This is a genomic window from Pseudomonas retamae, assembly GCF_043496865.1.
Taxonomy (GTDB): Bacteria; Pseudomonadota; Gammaproteobacteria; order Pseudomonadales; family Pseudomonadaceae; genus Aquipseudomonas; species Aquipseudomonas retamae.
On the sequence record NZ_JBIEIL010000014.1, the window covers coordinates 122,131 to 138,217 of the forward strand.

Here is a 16,087-nt window from a genome sequence, read left to right on the forward strand (position 1 = left end):
GCGAGCCTGCTCGCGAAGACGTCAGATGCATCAATACAAATGTCACAGGTCAGTGACAAACCCCGTCCCCTTCGTTACAAGCCCACCCCGGCCCGTTGTTTAGACTGCCCGCAGTCCTAACAACAAAAAAGGGTCACGCCATGGACACCTTTCACCCAGGCTTCAGCAGTTGGCTGAACGCTCCTGCCCACCAGCAATGGCTCGCCGCCGAAGGCTTGCGCCTGCTGGATTTCGCCAAGGCAGCAAGACTCCCCGAAGGTTTCGGCAACCTCGACGAGCGCGGCCAATTACCGGCCAATGCGCAAGCCGAAACCATGAACACCGCGCGCATGACTCACAGCTTCGCCATGGCCCATATCCAGGGCCTGCCGGGCTTCGCCGAGCTGGTCGACCATGGCATCGCCGCGTTGCGCGGGCCGTTGCGTGATGCGTTGCACGGTGGCTGGTTCGCGGTCGCCGAACATCGCGACGACAACACCGGCAAGAATGCCTACCTGCATGCTTTTGTCGCACTCGCCGCCAGCTCCGCCGTGGTCGCACAACGGCCCGGCGCCCAGGCTCTGCTCGATGATGCGATCGACATCATCGACACGTATTTCTGGAGCGAAGAAGAGGGCGCCATGCGCGAATTCTTCAACCGCGACTGGAGCGAAGAAGAAGCCTATCGCGGCGCCAACAGCAACATGCACGCGACCGAAGCGTTCCTTGCGCTGGCTGATGTCACCGAAGACCCGCGATGGCTGGTGCGCGCCCAGCGCATTGTCGAGCGAGTGATTCACGGCCACGCTGCGGCCAACGATTACATGGTCATCGAACACTTCGATCGCGACTGGCAGCCGCTACGCGACTACAACCACGACAATCCCGCCGACGGCTTCCGTCCGTACGGCACCACGCCGGGCCACGGTTTTGAGTGGGCGCGGCTGTTGCTGCACCTCGAAGCGGCGCGGGTCCAGGCCGGCATGCTGACGCCGGGGTGGCTGGCCACTGATGCGCAAAAACTCTTCGACAACAACTGCCGGCACGGCTGGAACGTCGACGGGGCGCCGGGCATCGTTTACACCCTCGATTGGGACAACAAAGCGGTGGTCCGCCATCGCTTGCACTGGACCCACGCCGAAGCCAGCGCCGCCGCGAGTGCCTTGCTCAAGCGCACCGGCGAGGCGCAATACGAGACCTGGTACCGACTGTTCTGGGAATTCTGCGAAGTGCATTTCATCGACCGCTGCAACGGCAGTTGGCACCACGAACTCAACCCACAAAACCAGCCAAGTGCCGATATCTGGCCGGGCAAGCCTGATCTGTATCACGCCTGGCAGGCTGTTTTGATTCCGCGATTGCCGCTGGCACCGAGCATGGCCACGGCTTTGGCGCAGTTATCCCAAGGCAGTCCTGTGTAACCATGTCGTGACATTTACGCGTCCCTTCGTTACCTGCGAAGGGAAACGCTCTGTTTAAACTCCGTGCAGCGCAAGCACCAGACTTGCAATGCATAACAACAAGAAAGGTACATCTCGAATGAATGCGATTTCTCGCCTCGCTACTGTCGTTTCTGTCGCCTCCCTGTTCCCGCTCGCAATCCTGCCGCTCAGTGTCTCCGCTGCCGAATCCAAAGGTTCGGTCGAAGTCGTGCACTGGTGGACCTCCGGTGGCGAAAAAGCCGCTGTCGATGTGCTCAAGGCCCAAGTCGAAAAAGACGGTTTCACCTGGAAGGACGGCGCTGTCGCCGGGGGTGGCGGTGCGACTGCCATGACCGTGCTGAAAAGCCGCGCCGTTGCCGGCAACCCGCCGGGCGTTGCGCAGATCAAAGGTCCGGACATCCAGGAATGGGCGTCAACCGGCCTGCTCGACACCGACGTTTTGAAAGACGTTGCCAAGTCGGAAAAGTGGGACAGCCTGCTCGACAAGAAAGTCTCCGACACCGTCAAGTACGAAGGTGATTACGTGGCGGTTCCGGTGAACATTCACCGTGTCAACTGGCTGTGGATCAACCCGGAAGTGTTCAAGAAAGCCGGGATCACCAAAAACCCGACCACTCTTGAAGAGTTCTACGCCGCCGGCGACAAGCTGAAAGCCGCAGGCTTCATTCCGCTTGCTCACGGCGGTCAGCCTTGGCAGGACAGCACCGTGTTCGAAGCCGTGGTGCTTTCGGTCATGGGCGTGGATGGCTACAAGAAAGCCCTGGTCGACCTCGACAACAAAGCGCTGACCGGCCCGGAAATGGTCAAGGCGCTGACCGAGCTGAAAAAAGTCGCGACCTACATGGACGCCGATGGCAAAGGTCAGGACTGGAACCTCGAAGCAGCCAAGGTCATCAACGGCAAGGCCGGCATGCAGATCATGGGTGACTGGGCCAAGTCCGAATGGACCGCGGCCAAGAAAGTCGCCGGCAAGGACTACGAGTGCGTAGCGTTCCCGGGCACCGACAAAGCGTTCACCTACAACATCGACTCGCTCGCCGTGTTCAAGCAGAAGGACGCAGGTACTGCAGCCGGTCAGCAGGACATCGCCAAAGTCGTGCTGGGTGAAAACTTCCAGAAAGTCTTCAGCATCAACAAAGGCTCGATCCCGGTACGCAACGACATGTTGAACAACATGGACAAGCTCGGCTTCGACTCCTGCGCACAGACCGCTGCCAAAGACTTCCTCGCGGACGCCAAGTCCGGCGGCCTGCAACCGAGCATGGCGCACAACATGGCGACCACGCTGGCGGTGCAGGGCGCGTTCTTTGACGTAGTCACCAACTACATCAACGACCCGAAAGCCGACCCGGCCGATGCGGCGAAGAAACTCGGCGCGGCGGTTCAGTCAGCCAAGTAAGCAAAAGCAGGTTCGACCCTGTGGGAGCGAGCCTGCTCACGAAGGCGTTATGTCAGTTGCTACATCCGTCGACTGACCTACCGCTTTCGCGAGCAGGCTCGCTCCCAAAAGGGAAGGCGTTTGTAATCTAATTGTGGATTTGCTCATGAGTTCTGTTGCTGTGTTCAGCAAGGCCTCGCCGTTCGATGCATTGCAGCGCTGGCTACCGAAACTGGTGCTGGCGCCGAGCATGTTCATCGTGCTGGTGGGCTTCTATGGCTACATCCTGTGGACGTTCATTCTGTCGTTCACCACGTCGACTTTCCTGCCCAATTACAAGTGGGCCGGTCTGGCGCAATACGCGCGCTTGTTCGACAACGACCGCTGGTGGGTCGCGAGCAAAAACCTTGCAGTGTTCGGCGGCATGTTCATCGGCATCACCCTGGTGATCGGTGTGCTGCTGGCGGTGTTCCTCGACCAGCGCATCCGTCGCGAAGGCTTTATCCGCACCATTTACCTGTACCCGATGGCGCTCTCGATGATCGTGACCGGTACCGCGTGGAAATGGCTGCTCAACCCGGGCATGGGCCTGGACAAATTGTTACGTGACTGGGGCTGGGAAGGCTTCCGTCTCGACTGGCTGATCGACCCCGATCGCGTGGTTTACTGCCTGGTGATTGCCGCTGTGTGGCAAGCCTCGGGCTTCATCATGGCGATGTTCCTCGCCGGCCTGCGTGGCGTCGATCAATCGATCATCCGTGCTGCGCAAATCGATGGCGCGAGCATGCCGCGCATCTACTGGAAAGTCGTGCTGCCAAGCTTGCGTCCGGTGTTCTTCAGTGCGGTGATGATTCTGGCGCACATCGCGATCAAGAGTTTCGACCTGGTCGCCGCGATGACCGCCGGTGGTCCAGGTTATTCCTCCGACCTGCCAGCGATGTTCATGTATTCGTTCACCTTCAGTCGCGGCCAGATGGGCATGGGCTCGGCCAGTGCGATTCTGATGCTCGGTGCGATCCTCGCGATCATCGTGCCTTACCTGTATTCCGAGCTGAGGACCAAGCGCAATGACTAGTCTCGCTGCCAAACCTGCGATCAGCTTCAGCCGCATCGCGATCTACGCGGTGCTGATCCTCGCGGTATTCCTGTATCTGGTGCCGCTGGTGGTCATGTTGCTGACCAGCTTCAAAACGCCCGAAGACATCAGCACCGGCAACCTGCTGAGCTGGCCCACCGTGGTCAGCGGCATCGGTTGGGTCAAGGCCTGGGCCACGGTTGACGGTTACTTCTGGAACTCGATCAAGATCACCGTGCCAGCCGTGATCATCTCGACCGCCATCGGTGCGTTGAACGGTTATGTGCTGTCGATGTGGCGCTTCCGTGGTTCGCAGTTGTTCTTCGGGCTGCTGTTGTTCGGCTGCTTCCTGCCGTTCCAGACCGTGCTGCTGCCGGCCTCGTTCACCCTCGGCAAGATGGGGCTGGCGAGCACCACCACCGGCCTGGTGTTCGTGCATGTGGTTTACGGCCTGGCGTTCACCACGCTGTTCTTCCGTAACTACTACGTGAGCATTCCCGATGCGCTGGTCAAGGCTGCGCGTCTGGACGGTGCCGGTTTCTTCACGATTTTCCGCCGGATCATTCTGCCGATGTCGACGCCGATCATCATGGTCTGCCTGATCTGGCAGTTCACCCAGATCTGGAACGACTTCCTCTTCGGTGTGGTGTTCTCCAGCGGCGATTCGCAGCCGATCACCGTGGCGCTGAACAACCTGGTCAACACCAGCACCGGCGCCAAGGAATATAACGTGGACATGGCAGCGGCGATGATCGCCGGCCTGCCGACCCTGCTGGTCTATGTGGTCGCAGGCAAGTATTTCGTGCGCGGGCTGACGGCCGGCGCGGTCAAGGGGTAATCATGGCAACGCTCGAACTTCGCAACGTCAACAAGACTTACGGTGCCGGCCTGCCGGACACCCTGAAGAACATCGAACTGTCGATCAAGGACGGCGAATTTCTGATCCTCGTCGGCCCGTCGGGCTGCGGCAAATCGACTTTGATGAATTGCATCGCTGGCCTGGAAACCATCACCGGCGGCGCGATCATGATCGGCGATCAGGACGTCAGCGGCATGAGCCCCAAGGATCGTGACATCGCCATGGTGTTCCAGTCCTACGCGCTGTACCCGACCATGAGCGTGCGCGAGAACATCGAGTTCGGTCTGAAGATCCGCAAGATGCCGCAGGCAGCGATCGACGAAGAAGTCGCGCGCGTGGCCAAGCTGCTGCAGATCGAACACTTGCTCAATCGCAAGCCGGGCCAGCTCTCCGGTGGGCAGCAACAGCGCGTGGCGATGGGCCGTGCGCTGGCGCGGCGGCCGAAGATCTACCTGTTCGACGAACCGCTGTCCAACCTCGACGCCAAGCTGCGTGTCGAGATGCGCACCGAAATGAAGCTGATGCATCAGCGTCTGAAAACCACCACGGTTTACGTGACCCACGACCAGATCGAAGCGATGACCTTGGGCGACAAAGTCGCGGTGATGAAAGACGGAATCATTCAGCAGTTCGGCACCCCTAAGGATATCTACAACGATCCGGCCAACCTGTTCGTCGCCAGCTTCATCGGCTCGCCGCCGATGAACTTCATTCCGCTGCGCTTGCAGCGCAAGGACGGTCGTTTGCTGGCGCTGCTCGACAGCGGCCAGGCGCGTTGCGAGTTGCCGATGAGCATGCAGGACGCCGGGCTTGAAGACCGCGAAGTGATCCTCGGCCTGCGCCCGGAGCAGATCTGTCTGGCGAACGGCGAGGGCAATGGCCTGCCGAGCATTCGTGCTGAAGTGCAGGTCACCGAACCGACCGGTCCGGACACGTTGGTGTTCGTCAATTTGAATGACACCAAAGTCTGCTGCCGACTGGCGCCAGACGTGGCACCGCAGGTGGGCGAAAGCCTGACGCTGCAATTCGATCCATCGAAAGTGTTGTTGTTCGACGCCAAAACCGGCGAGCGTCTGGGCGTTGCGGGCCAGATGCAGACAGAAACCCGGTCGGCGAATGTGGCGCAGTTCAAAGGCCGCTGAAGAACAAGGCTGGAATGCTGTCCTGTGGGAGCTGGCTTGCCAGCGATGGCATCAACCCGATTCGACGACGGACCGAGTTGCCTGCATCGCTGGCAAGCCAGCTCCCACATGGGCCGGTTCCAACAAAAAAGGAGCACGCGGCGAATGGCCTGTCATTCGTCGCACTTTATGTAAACCGCGTTAGATAAAAACAGTTAATAACAATAAAGACGAGGATGTAGGGATGAAAAAGAAACACGTCAATGCCCGGTTGATCTGCCAGGTTTCTGCGGCGGCAGCACTGGTGCTGGCCGGTAACGCGATGGCGGCGGATGCGTTCAGCTCCGACTCCAAATGGATGACCGGCGACTGGGGCGGTGAGCGGACCAAGCTGATCGAGCAGGGTATCGACATCAAGGCCGACTACGTGGGTGAAATGGGCGCCAACCTGCACGGCGGTTACGACGACGACAAGACCGGCCGTTACAGCGACCAGTTCGGCCTCGGCGTGGCGCTCGACCTGCAGAAACTGTGGGGCTGGGACAACACCCAGGCGAAGATCCAGCTGACCAACCGTAATGGCTACAACATCTCCAACGACCGCGTTGGCGATCCGCGTGCCGGCACCCTCAGCTCCTCGCAGGAAGTCTACGGTCGTGGGCACATGGTGCGTCTGACCCAGTTGTGGATTCAGCACCAGTTCTTCGACAACAAACTCGACGTCAAGGCTGGTTACTTTGGTGAAGGCGAAGACTTCAACACCTTCCCGTGCGACTTCCAGAACCTCGCGTTCTGCGGTTCGCAAGTGGGTAACTGGGCAACCAACATCTGGTACAACTGGCCCGTCAGCCAGGCCGCTATCCGGGTGAAGTACAACATCAACGACGAGCTCTACGCACAGATCGGTGCGTACAACCAGAACCCGTCGCAGCTGGAACACGGCAACGGCTTCAAGCTCAGCGGCAGCGGCACCAAGGGTACCGTTCTGCCGGTCGAACTGGTCTGGTCGCCGAAGGTCAACAGCCTGCCGGGCGAGTACCGCGTCGGTTACTACAAGAGCACGGCTGATGCCGACGACGTTCGCGAAGACGTCAACGGTTTCGATGCAGCCACCACCGGCGACGCCTACAAGTCGCACAACAGCAAGAGCGGTTACTGGTTCGTCGCGCAACAGCAACTCACCAGCCACAACGGTGACGCCACTCGCGGTCTGAACATCGCTGCCAACGCGACCTTCCACGACAAGGACACTAACTTCATCGATAACTACCAGTCGGTGATGTTTGTCTACAAAGGCCCGTTCGATGCCCGTCCGAAAGATGACATCGGTATTGGCGCAGCGCGTATCCACGTCAACAAGGACGTCAAGCGCAATGCCGAATTGCTGAACGCTTCCAACGGTGTTTCCGACTACGACAACGCCGCGTTCTCGCCGATTCGTGAAACCGAATACAACTACGAGCTCAACTACGGCTTCCACGTCACCAACTGGCTGACCGTGCGTCCTAACCTGCAATACATCACTCATCCGGGCGGTGTGGATGAAGTGGACAACGCTTTGGTCGCTGGCCTGAAAATTCAGTCAACGTTCTAACGCGTCTGCGATAAGCTCCTCTCTATGTGCGCATATTTGCGGACAGCCCAGGCTGTCCGCTTTTTTTTGGGGCAGGGCGCAGCCCAACGATTTCAGGACCGTGGCCAATGCATGAGCATCCGCTGCAACGCTTCTTCAAATCCCTGCGCGAGCGACCGGTGTTCGCCTGGGAACGCTATCAGCTGCGCGATGTGCTGGTGATCGATCATCCGTTGTGTCAGGCGGTGTTCAGTCGGCAGGGCGCGCAATTGCTGCACTTTCAGCCGCGCGGGCAAAAACCGTGGTTGTGGTGCGCGGCGAAGTGGCCGCATGTCGGCGCGATTCGCGGTGGCGTGCCGGTGTGCTGGCCGTGGTATGGCCGCCATCCCAGCGAAAATGCGTGGCCGTCGCATGGCTGGGCGCGACTGCTCGACTGGAAACTGCTCGACAGCAGCAGCGCCGAAGACGGCGTGCGCCTGCACTGGCAATTGCAACTGTGCGACTGGCAGGTCGACCTGCACGCGCATCTGGGTGAACGCATGGAGTTACGCCTGAGCACCGAGCATCAGGACGACATGCCGTGCCAGTTGAGCCAGGCTTTGCACGCTTACTGGCGTATTGGCGATGTCGGCGAGATAGCGCTGTCTGGGCTCGAAGGCGCGCAGGGTTACGACCAGTTGAATCGTCAGGTTTGTCAGCAGGAAGGCGAGTTGCGCGTGGATGGCGGCTGTCAGCGAGTGTTCCAGCATGACGGTGAATTACAGCTCAAGGACCACGCCTGGCAGCGTGAGTTGTGCATCGACACTGGCGACAGTGGCGACACCGTGGTGTGGCATCCGGGCGCGCGGCCACTGCTCGGGGTGAGCTGGGATGAGATATCCGAGTTTGTCTGCGTCGAAGCGGCGGCGGGCGGGACCGACAGTCTGCATCTGGCGCCGGGGGAGAAGGCGCATTTGAGTTTGCAGGCGTGGGCGGCGGCCTGATCGTTCCCACGCTCCGCGTGGGAATGCAGCCCGGGACGCTCTGCGTCCCCTTCGGAGCTGGAACGCGGAGCGTCCCTTGAGGCATTCCCACGCAGAGCGTGGGAACGATCAGCCGTCAGAGATCAGTTGAACTCATCTCCAACCGGATACCGGCTGGCATTCAAGCTCTCTTTGATCTTGCGCAGATGCGGCTGGAAATCCACGCCACGGCGCAAGGTCATCCCCGTCGCCAGCACATCCAGCACGGTCAACTGAATGATCCGCGAGGTCATCGGCATATAGATGTCGGTGTCTTCCGGCAGCGGAATGTTCAGGCTCAGCGTACTGGCCTTGGCCAGCGGAGAATTTTCCGCGGTCAGGCCCAGTACCGAAGCGCCATTCTCACGAGCGATACGTGCGACTTCGACCAACTCACGGGTGCGCCCGGTGTAGGAAATGATCACGAACAGCTCACCGGTGTGCGCCACCGAAGCGATCATTCGCTGCATCAGCACATCGGCATGCGCGGTCACCGCCAGGTTGAAGCGGAAAAACTTGTGCTGCGCATCCAGCGCCACCGGGGCTGAAGCGCCGAGGCCGAAGAAGTGAATCTGCCGGGCCTGAATCAACAGGTCGACGGCGCGGCTGATCAGGTTCGGGTCCAGCGCCTGGCAAGCGCTGTCCAGCGAGGCGATGGCGCTGCCGAAAATCTTCTGCGTGTACGCTTCTGGATTGTCGTCGGCCTCGACCGCGCGGCTGACGTACGCTGCGCCGCTGGCCAGGCTCTGTGCCAATTGCAACTTGAGTTCGGGGTAGCCGCTGACACCGAAGGAGCGGCAGAAACGGTTGACCGTCGGCTCGCTCACCGATGCCGCCTGGGCAAGGGCGGCGATGCTGAAGCGGGTGGCCTGCTGCGGATTGAGCAGGATCACCTCGGCGACCTTACGTTCGGCCTTGTTCAGCTCTTCAAGGCGACTCTGGATCTGTTCCAGTAAATTTCGCACGCGGTCCATATCGAATTCCTGATTCACCGACGCAAAGGCGCGCCGGGCTATGCAAATTGGGCCTTTGATATGGCCCGTGACGGTGGCCTATCCTACTGATGCGTCCGGGCGACCACCACTCGGATTGAGTATTCTGCGAAAATGTTGTGGTTATTACTACATTTTCCCTTGAGTGATGCCTTGAAAAAAGGTATTTGTAGCTTAACTTGATAAAAGAACAAACATCATGCCTTCGATTACGGTTGAACCGTGCACCTTTGCCTTGTTCGGCGCCCTTGGCGATCTCGCCCTGCGCAAGCTGTTTCCTGCCCTTTATCACCTCGATGGCGCTGACCTGTTGCACGAGGACACGCGCATCATCGCGCTGGCCCGTGAGGCCGGCAGCGAGCAGCAACACATGGCGTTCATCGCCGCCGAACTGCGCCGCTACGTCGGCAAAGAGCTGAACGAAACCGTGGCCGAGCGCTTTCTTGCGCGCCTGACCTATCTGCACGTCGACTTTCTCAAGGCCGAAGATTACGTGGCGCTGGCGGAACTGGCCGGCAGCAGCCAGCGCATGATTGCCTACTTCGCCACCCCGGCGGCGGTGTACGGCGCCATTTGCGAGAACCTCGAGAAAGTCGGTCTGGCCGAAAATACTCGCGTGGTACTGGAAAAACCGATCGGCTCCGACCTTGAGTCTTCACGCAAGGTCAACGACGCCGTGGCGCAGTTCTTCCCGGAAGACCGCACCTACCGCATCGACCATTATCTGGGCAAAGAAACCGTTCAGAACCTGATCGCGCTGCGTTTCGCCAACAGCCTGTTCGAAACCCAGTGGAACCAGAATTACATCTCCCACGTGGAAATCACCGTGGCCGAGAAAGTCGGTATCGAAGGCCGTTGGGGCTACTTCGACAAGGCCGGCCAGCTGCGCGACATGATCCAGAATCACCTGTTGCAGCTGCTTTGCCTGATCGCCATGGACCCGCCGGCCGACCTGTCCGCCGACAGCATCCGTGACGAAAAAGTGAAAGTGCTCAAGGCGCTGGCGCCGATCAGCCCGGAAGGCCTGACCACGCAAGTGGTGCGCGGCCAGTACATTGCCGGCCACAGCGAAGGCAAATCCGTTCCGGGTTACCTCGAAGAACCGAATTCCAATACCCAGAGCGACACCGAAACCTTCGTCGCTTTGCGTGCCGATATCCGCAACTGGCGCTGGGCCGGCGTGCCGTTCTACCTGCGCACCGGCAAGCGCATGCCGCAGAAGCTGTCGCAGATCGTCATTCACTTCAAGGAACCGTCGCACTACATCTTCGCCCCGGAGCAGCGCCTGCAGATCAGCAACAAACTGATCATCCGCCTGCAACCGGACGAAGGCATTTCCTTGCGCGTGATGACCAAGGAGCAGGGCCTGGACAAAGGCATGCAACTGCGCAGCGGGCCGCTGCAACTGAATTTCTCCGACACCTGGCGTAGCGCGCGGATCCCCGATGCCTACGAGCGGTTGTTGCTGGAAGTGATGAACGGCAATCAGAACCTGTTTGTCCGTAAAGATGAAATCGAAGCCGCGTGGAAGTGGTGTGACCAGCTGATCGCCGGGTGGAAAAAATCCGGTGACGCGCCCAAGCCGTATGCGGCCGGGTCGTGGGGGCCGATGAGCTCCATCGCACTGATCACGCGGGACGGGAGGTCGTGGTATGGCGATATCTGATGTGCAACTGCCCGCGGGCGTAAATGCCCACCCATTCAACAGCCCGGTGTTGTTGGCCGAAGGTCTGGCGCTGAACGTGGCCGCGCAATTGCGCGAAGCCATCGGCGCGCGCGGCAACGCCGTGCTGGTGGTGTCCGGCGGTCGTAGCCCGGTGGCGTTTTTCCAGCACCTGGCGAAAGCGGATCTGGACTGGTCGAAGGTCGTCGTGACCCTCGCCGACGAGCGCTGGGTGCCGGTCGAGCACGCCGACAGCAATGCCGGCCTGCTCAAGCAATACCTGTTCAAAGGGCCGGCGGCCAAGGCGCAATTTCTCAGTCTCTACAGCGCGGCAGCCAGTGTTGAGCAGGCGGCCGAGCAAGCTGACCGTTTGCTCGCCGAGTTGCCGCCGATTGACGTGCTGGTGCTGGGCATGGGCGACGACGGCCACACCGCGTCGCTGTTCCCCGACAGTCCCAATCTGACTGAAGCCTTGCAGGTCGACGGCACGCGCCGTTGCTGGCCGATGCTGGCGCCGAGCGTGCCGCGTCAGCGTCTGACCATGAGTCGGGCGCTGCTGGCTTCGGCCAGACACAAGATCCTGTCGATTTCCGGTCAATCGAAACTGACCACCCTGAATGCCGCGCTGGCATCCGATGACGTCGCGGCCATGCCGGTGCGCGCATTCCTGCAACCTACGTTAGAGATTTACTGGTGCCCATGAGCCAAGGAACAGCCGCTATGACAATCGCATCCCCGACCGTTTCCATGGCGGACAAAGTTGCCCTGATCGACAGCCTCTGCGCCAAGGCGCGGATCCTGCCGGTGATCACCATCGCCCGCGAACAGGACGTGCTGCCGCTGGCCGACGCGCTTGCCGCTGGTGGTCTGACCGCGCTGGAAGTGACCCTGCGTTCACAGTTCGGCCTCAAGGCCATCCAGATCCTGCGCGAACAGCGTCCGGAATTGATGACCGGTGCCGGCACCGTGCTCGATCGCAACATGCTCGCGGCGGCGGAAGCGGCCGGTTCGCAATTCATCGTCACCCCGGGCATCACCCGTGACCTGCTCGAAGCCAGCGTCGACAGCCCGATTCCGCTGTTGCCGGGCATCAGCAACGCCTCCGGCATCATGGAAGGCTACGGTCTGGGTTATCGCCGCTTCAAGCTGTTCCCGGCTGAAGTCAGCGGCGGCGTGGCGGCGATCAAGGCCCTTGGCGGCCCGTTCGGCGAAGTGAAATTCTGCCCGACCGGCGGCGTCGGCCCGGCCAACATCAAGAGCTACATGGCGCTGAAAAACGTCATGTGCGTCGGCGGCAGCTGGATGCTCGATCCGGAATGGATCAAGAACGGCGACTGGGCGCGTATTCAGGAGTGCACCGCCGAGGCCTTGGCGCTGCTGGATTGATACCGCCGGATTCAATTGTTACCTGACACTTCGTTGTGTGTTCTACGGCTTTACGGTGCGCTTGGTCGGTGCACCGTTTTTTTTTGCCTGAAAAAAGCGCCAGGAAATCACGCGATACACAGTTACCGCACGGCCGTTTTTGTGTGGCGCTAATCTGCGTTCATCTTACGGAAGAGAGAACGCCTCATGGACGACCATCAGACTGTAGCTTTATCAATTGAATCTCTGTCCCCGCGACAGTTGCCTGTCGCGCACAGCTTCAAACAGCGCGAAACCTCGGCAAGCGTACGCAACATCAGCCGAGGCCTCGAAGGCCCGCCGCTGCTGTTGCGGCTGGCATTGGTCGATGCCATGACCGGTGAGCCGATCGTCGGCGCGCGAGTGCAGATCGAGCAGCGCATCGGCGTCGACATGTTGTGCGGTAGCCAGTCGACCGACAGTCAGGGCATCGTTCGTTTCACCAGCCTTTACCCGGATCGGCATAGCGCCTTTGCTTGCCTGGCTCTGAGTGTCGCCCTCGCCAGCGACGATCAACAACCGCAGCTCTATCAGCAAGCCTGGGCAGGTAGCGTGCATCTGCCGGGCGTCTGCAATTGTGCAGTTGTAGATGACGATTCGGCTCGGTTGGTGGTGCGCCCGATCACAGACCACGGCCTGGATGACGGCTATTACGCCAGCCTGACAATCGGCATCGACACCTTTGCACTGTCATCGCAAATCGGCGTGGCGGGCTACGACAAGCAGCTCATCTCGCCGTTCTAGCGCAGCTCGCGCAGCGCGCGCACCAGCCGCTGCATGTCTGCCGCAGTGGTGGTCAGCCCCGGTGTGACGCGGATGCTCGGTCCGCTGGCGGCGCCATGGCGGACCACGGTGAACAGGTTGTGCTCGTTGAGTAGACGCTCGGCCATCACCTGTTGATCGTCGTGGCGGGTGAAACGCAGCGAAGTGATCCCGCAATACAAGCGTGGATCGTCCGGGGTCATCACCTCGATACCCGGCAAGTGCCGCACCGCGCCGACCCAGAGATTGCGCAGGTAATTGACGCGTGCACCCTTGGCGGCGGCGCCACCGAGTGCAGCGTGTTCCTCGAACACCAGCGGCAAGGTCATCAGCGCCGGTATGTTCGGCGTGCTGTAGGAGGTGCGTGCACGTACGTCGTTGGCCGGGAAATGCATCTCGCCCATGTCTGGATCGATATCAGCCAGGCGATGCGGTGCGATATAGAGGAAGCCCAGGGTCAGCGGGGCGCCGATCCACTTGTGCAGGTTGTAGCCGGCGAACGCGATGCCGAGGGCGTCGAGATCGAAATCGATCTGGCCGAGGGCGTGGGCGCCGTCGAGGATGATGTCGACGCCATGTTCTTTCGCCAGCGCAGCGATGGCCGCTACCGGCATGACCAGACCGGTGCGGTGGGTGACGTGAGTGAGCGCCATCAATTTCAGCTTTGGCTGAAGGGTGAACGCTTCGCGGTACGTCTCCAGCAGGCCCTCGAAACTGGCCGGGTGCGCATGGGCAATCTCGATCACCTCGGCGCCGCGCTGCCGGGCCAGCCAGCGCATGGCGCCTTTGACCGTGTCGTATTCCAGATCGCTGATCAACACCTGATCGCCAGGCTGCAAACGGTTGTAGTTGCGGATCAGCGATTGCAGGCCTTCGGTGGCGTTGCGGGTAAACGCCAGGCTCTGTGCATGCACGCCGATCAGCTCGGCCAGTTGCGCGCGGATCTCGAGGTTGTCGTGCTGCTCGAAACGCTGGCGCACGTACACCGAGTTGCTGGTGTTGATCAGCTCGATATTGCGTTGGTATTCCTCGATCACCGTGCGCGACATGCGCCCGAAATAACCGTTCTCCAGGTTCACGGGGCCGGGCTGCACGTCGTAACGGTCGGCGAACGTTCGCCAGAAGTCTTCGTCACGGGCGCGGCGGGTATTATCGGGCATGGTCGACGAGCTCTTAAAGAGGAGGGCGCTTCAATGGCGCGGTGCGGGTTTGCCATGTTTGGCGCGCAGCGGTTCGAGCAGATCGGAGAGGCCGTTGTGGTCGATCTCGTGCATCAGCGCGAGCAGGCCGCCGAGTTCGCCGTGGGGAAAACCCTGACGGGCGAACCAGTTCAGGTAAGGCCCCGGCAGGTCGGCGATGATCCGGCCCTTGTATTTGCCGAAGGGCATTTCGCGGGTGATCAGCAATTCGATTTTTTCGGGATTCATCGTTCTTCGTCTGGCTTCAAAGCTAGCGTGGAAAATACAGGCATTCTGCATGCAGGCCAAATGACAGATCATGCAAAAAACCAGCATACAGATGGTTCAATGTTTTATAACTTATTGAAATTTAACGATTTATTTTTGAAAGCGAAGCTGGCACGCACACTGCAATATTCCTTGCATCTTCAACCAACCGCAAGGAATTGGAAAATGACTGACGTAAACAAAGAAGCCATTTCTGTACTCAACGACCTGATTGAAACCTGCAAGGACGGTCAGGAAGGGTTCAAGACTTGCGCCGAAGACATCAAGCACCCAGAACTGAAAACCCTGTTCGTACAGCGCTCCGCTGACTGCGCCACTGCCGCTGCCGAGCTGCAGGCGCAAGTGCGTTCGCTGGGTGGCGATCCGGAAACTTCCACCAGCGTCAGCGGTGACCTGCACCGTCGCTGGGTCGACGTCAAAGCCATGTTCACCGGCAAAGACGAAGAGGCTGTGCTGAACGAGGCCGAGCGCGGTGAAGACCATGCACTGAAGGCTTATCGTGAAGCGATCGAGAAGATCAACAAGCACAACCTGGTGGGCATCAAGGATCTGGTTGAGCGTCAGTACCACGGCGTACAACGCAACCACGACCAGGTGAAAGCCCTGCGTAACCAGGCTCGCGCTAACTCGTAAGGGTTAGGCGACTGATAAAAAACGCCAGCGTGTCTGGCGTTTTTTTGTGCCTGCTGAAAAAGCCCCTCACCCTAACCCTCTCCCGGAGGGAGAGGGGACTGACCGAGGTGGATGTTAGAGATCCGCCGACTTTGGCGATCTGAGGTGAACTCAAGTTCTGAAAGCCACGAAGATCGGCTCCCTTTCCCCCTCGCCCCCCCTTGGGGGAGAGGGCTGGGGTGAGGGGGCAGCAATCTACCTGACACCCCATCAATCCATCAGCCAATACTGATCGCCGGCAACGTCGGCAACGTCACTGTCTGCTGTTTGCGCGGCGCGAGAATTTCAGCTTCGCCATCCACCACCAATTCATCGCGCTGGTTGAACACGCGGGTAGCAATGCGCACACGAAACTTCGGCAGTTTCTCAAGAATTTCCAGGCGCACGGTCAGCGTGTCGCCAATCTTCACCGGCTTCTGAAAGCTCATCTGCTGGCCGATATAAATGGTCCCCGGCCCAGGCAGTTCGCACGCCACCGCCGCGCTGATCAGCGCACCGCTGAACATGCCATGGGCGATACGCTCCTTGAACATGCTCGCCGCGGCAAATTCGGCGTCCAGATGCACCGGGTTGTGGTCGCCCGACATCGCGGCGAACAATTGGATGTCGCGCTCTTCGACGGTCTTGCTGTAGCTGGCGGTCTGGCCGACTTCGAGGGCTTCGTAAGGGATGTTGGTAACCTGGGTCATCGGTGTCGATT

Annotated in this window: 16 protein-coding genes; 12 read left to right on the forward strand and 4 right to left on the reverse strand. The window is 60.1% G+C overall.

Annotated features, from left to right (window positions below):
- Positions 1–140: 140 nt before the first annotated feature.
- The 7 genes from ACGSLL_RS24010 to ACGSLL_RS24040 all read left to right on the forward strand — a co-directional run bounded on the left by ACGSLL_RS24010 (position 141) and on the right by ACGSLL_RS24040 (position 8,410).
- Positions 141–1,400, forward strand: a complete 1,260-nt coding sequence (locus tag ACGSLL_RS24010) for a D-mannose isomerase (RefSeq protein WP_394508201.1) — start codon at positions 141–143, stop codon at positions 1,398–1,400.
- Between the two features lie 118 nt (positions 1,401–1,518).
- Positions 1,519–2,820 (forward strand): ABC transporter substrate-binding protein, encoded by a 1,302-nt coding sequence (locus tag ACGSLL_RS24015; RefSeq protein WP_394508202.1) that lies wholly within the window; start codon positions 1,519–1,521, stop codon positions 2,818–2,820.
- A 145-nt stretch (positions 2,821–2,965) separates the two neighbouring features.
- A complete protein-coding gene (locus tag ACGSLL_RS24020) occupies positions 2,966–3,874 on the forward strand; it encodes a carbohydrate ABC transporter permease (RefSeq protein WP_042607263.1) in 909 nt (302 codons plus the stop codon).
- Positions 3,867–4,712, forward strand: a complete 846-nt coding sequence (locus ACGSLL_RS24025; protein WP_016773534.1) for a carbohydrate ABC transporter permease — start codon at positions 3,867–3,869, stop codon at positions 4,710–4,712. The genes ACGSLL_RS24020 and ACGSLL_RS24025 overlap by 8 nt, the downstream gene beginning before the upstream one ends.
- Before the next feature lie 2 nt (positions 4,713–4,714).
- The gene (locus ACGSLL_RS24030) at positions 4,715–5,875 is read left to right on the forward strand and encodes an ABC transporter ATP-binding protein (RefSeq protein ID WP_208940064.1); all 1,161 of its coding nucleotides are present in this window, start codon (positions 4,715–4,717) and stop codon (positions 5,873–5,875) included.
- A 223-nt stretch (positions 5,876–6,098) separates the two neighbouring features.
- Positions 6,099–7,448, forward strand: coding sequence for a carbohydrate porin (locus ACGSLL_RS24035; protein ID WP_039758111.1), 1,350 nt, complete (start codon positions 6,099–6,101; stop codon positions 7,446–7,448).
- A gap of 107 nt (positions 7,449–7,555) precedes the next feature.
- On the forward strand, positions 7,556–8,410 hold the full coding sequence (locus tag ACGSLL_RS24040) for a D-hexose-6-phosphate mutarotase (protein ID WP_133339717.1): 855 nt from the start codon (positions 7,556–7,558) through the stop codon (positions 8,408–8,410).
- 122 nt (positions 8,411–8,532) lie between these two features.
- On the opposite strand, the gene ACGSLL_RS24045 is transcribed toward ACGSLL_RS24040, so the two are convergent.
- Positions 8,533–9,393, reverse strand: coding sequence for a MurR/RpiR family transcriptional regulator (locus ACGSLL_RS24045; protein WP_169842436.1), 861 nt, complete (start codon positions 9,391–9,393; stop codon positions 8,533–8,535).
- 226 nt (positions 9,394–9,619) lie between these two features.
- Here ACGSLL_RS24045 and zwf point away from each other — a divergent pair, with 226 nt between their 5' ends.
- The 4 genes from zwf (at position 9,620) to ACGSLL_RS24065 (ending at position 13,231) form a co-directional block, all read left to right on the forward strand.
- The gene (gene zwf / locus ACGSLL_RS24050) at positions 9,620–11,086 is read left to right on the forward strand and encodes a glucose-6-phosphate dehydrogenase (protein WP_394508203.1); all 1,467 of its coding nucleotides are present in this window, start codon (positions 9,620–9,622) and stop codon (positions 11,084–11,086) included.
- Positions 11,073–11,786 (forward strand): 6-phosphogluconolactonase, encoded by a 714-nt coding sequence (gene pgl / locus ACGSLL_RS24055; RefSeq protein WP_394508204.1) that lies wholly within the window; start codon positions 11,073–11,075, stop codon positions 11,784–11,786. The genes zwf and pgl overlap by 14 nt, the downstream gene beginning before the upstream one ends.
- A 17-nt stretch (positions 11,787–11,803) precedes the next feature.
- On the forward strand, positions 11,804–12,469 hold the full coding sequence (locus ACGSLL_RS24060) for a bifunctional 4-hydroxy-2-oxoglutarate aldolase/2-dehydro-3-deoxy-phosphogluconate aldolase (RefSeq protein WP_090285536.1): 666 nt from the start codon (positions 11,804–11,806) through the stop codon (positions 12,467–12,469).
- Positions 12,470–12,655: 186 nt separating this feature from the next.
- Positions 12,656–13,231 carry a peptidase associated/transthyretin-like domain-containing protein gene (locus tag ACGSLL_RS24065; RefSeq protein WP_394508205.1) on the forward strand — a complete coding sequence of 192 codons (576 nt, stop codon included), beginning with the start codon at positions 12,656–12,658 and terminating at the stop codon, positions 13,229–13,231.
- Here ACGSLL_RS24065 and ACGSLL_RS24070 read toward each other — a convergent pair.
- On the reverse strand, positions 13,228–14,409 hold the full coding sequence (locus ACGSLL_RS24070; RefSeq protein WP_394508206.1) for an aminotransferase class V-fold PLP-dependent enzyme: 1,182 nt from the start codon (positions 14,407–14,409) through the stop codon (positions 13,228–13,230). The genes ACGSLL_RS24065 and ACGSLL_RS24070 overlap by 4 nt on opposite strands.
- A 30-nt stretch (positions 14,410–14,439) precedes the next feature.
- Complete coding sequence (locus ACGSLL_RS24075; protein WP_208940070.1) at positions 14,440–14,676, reverse strand: DUF3820 family protein; 237 nt, start codon at positions 14,674–14,676, stop codon at positions 14,440–14,442.
- Positions 14,677–14,880: 204 nt separating this feature from the next.
- Here ACGSLL_RS24075 and ACGSLL_RS24080 point away from each other — a divergent pair, with 204 nt between their 5' ends.
- A complete protein-coding gene (locus ACGSLL_RS24080) occupies positions 14,881–15,348 on the forward strand; it encodes a ferritin-like domain-containing protein (protein ID WP_090285529.1) in 468 nt (155 codons plus the stop codon).
- A gap of 257 nt (positions 15,349–15,605) precedes the next feature.
- Here the strand turns inward: ACGSLL_RS24080 and ACGSLL_RS24085 are convergent, their stop codons facing one another.
- Complete coding sequence (locus tag ACGSLL_RS24085) at positions 15,606–16,076, reverse strand: MaoC family dehydratase (RefSeq protein ID WP_003227420.1); 471 nt, start codon at positions 16,074–16,076, stop codon at positions 15,606–15,608.
- Positions 16,077–16,087 lie beyond the last annotated feature (11 nt).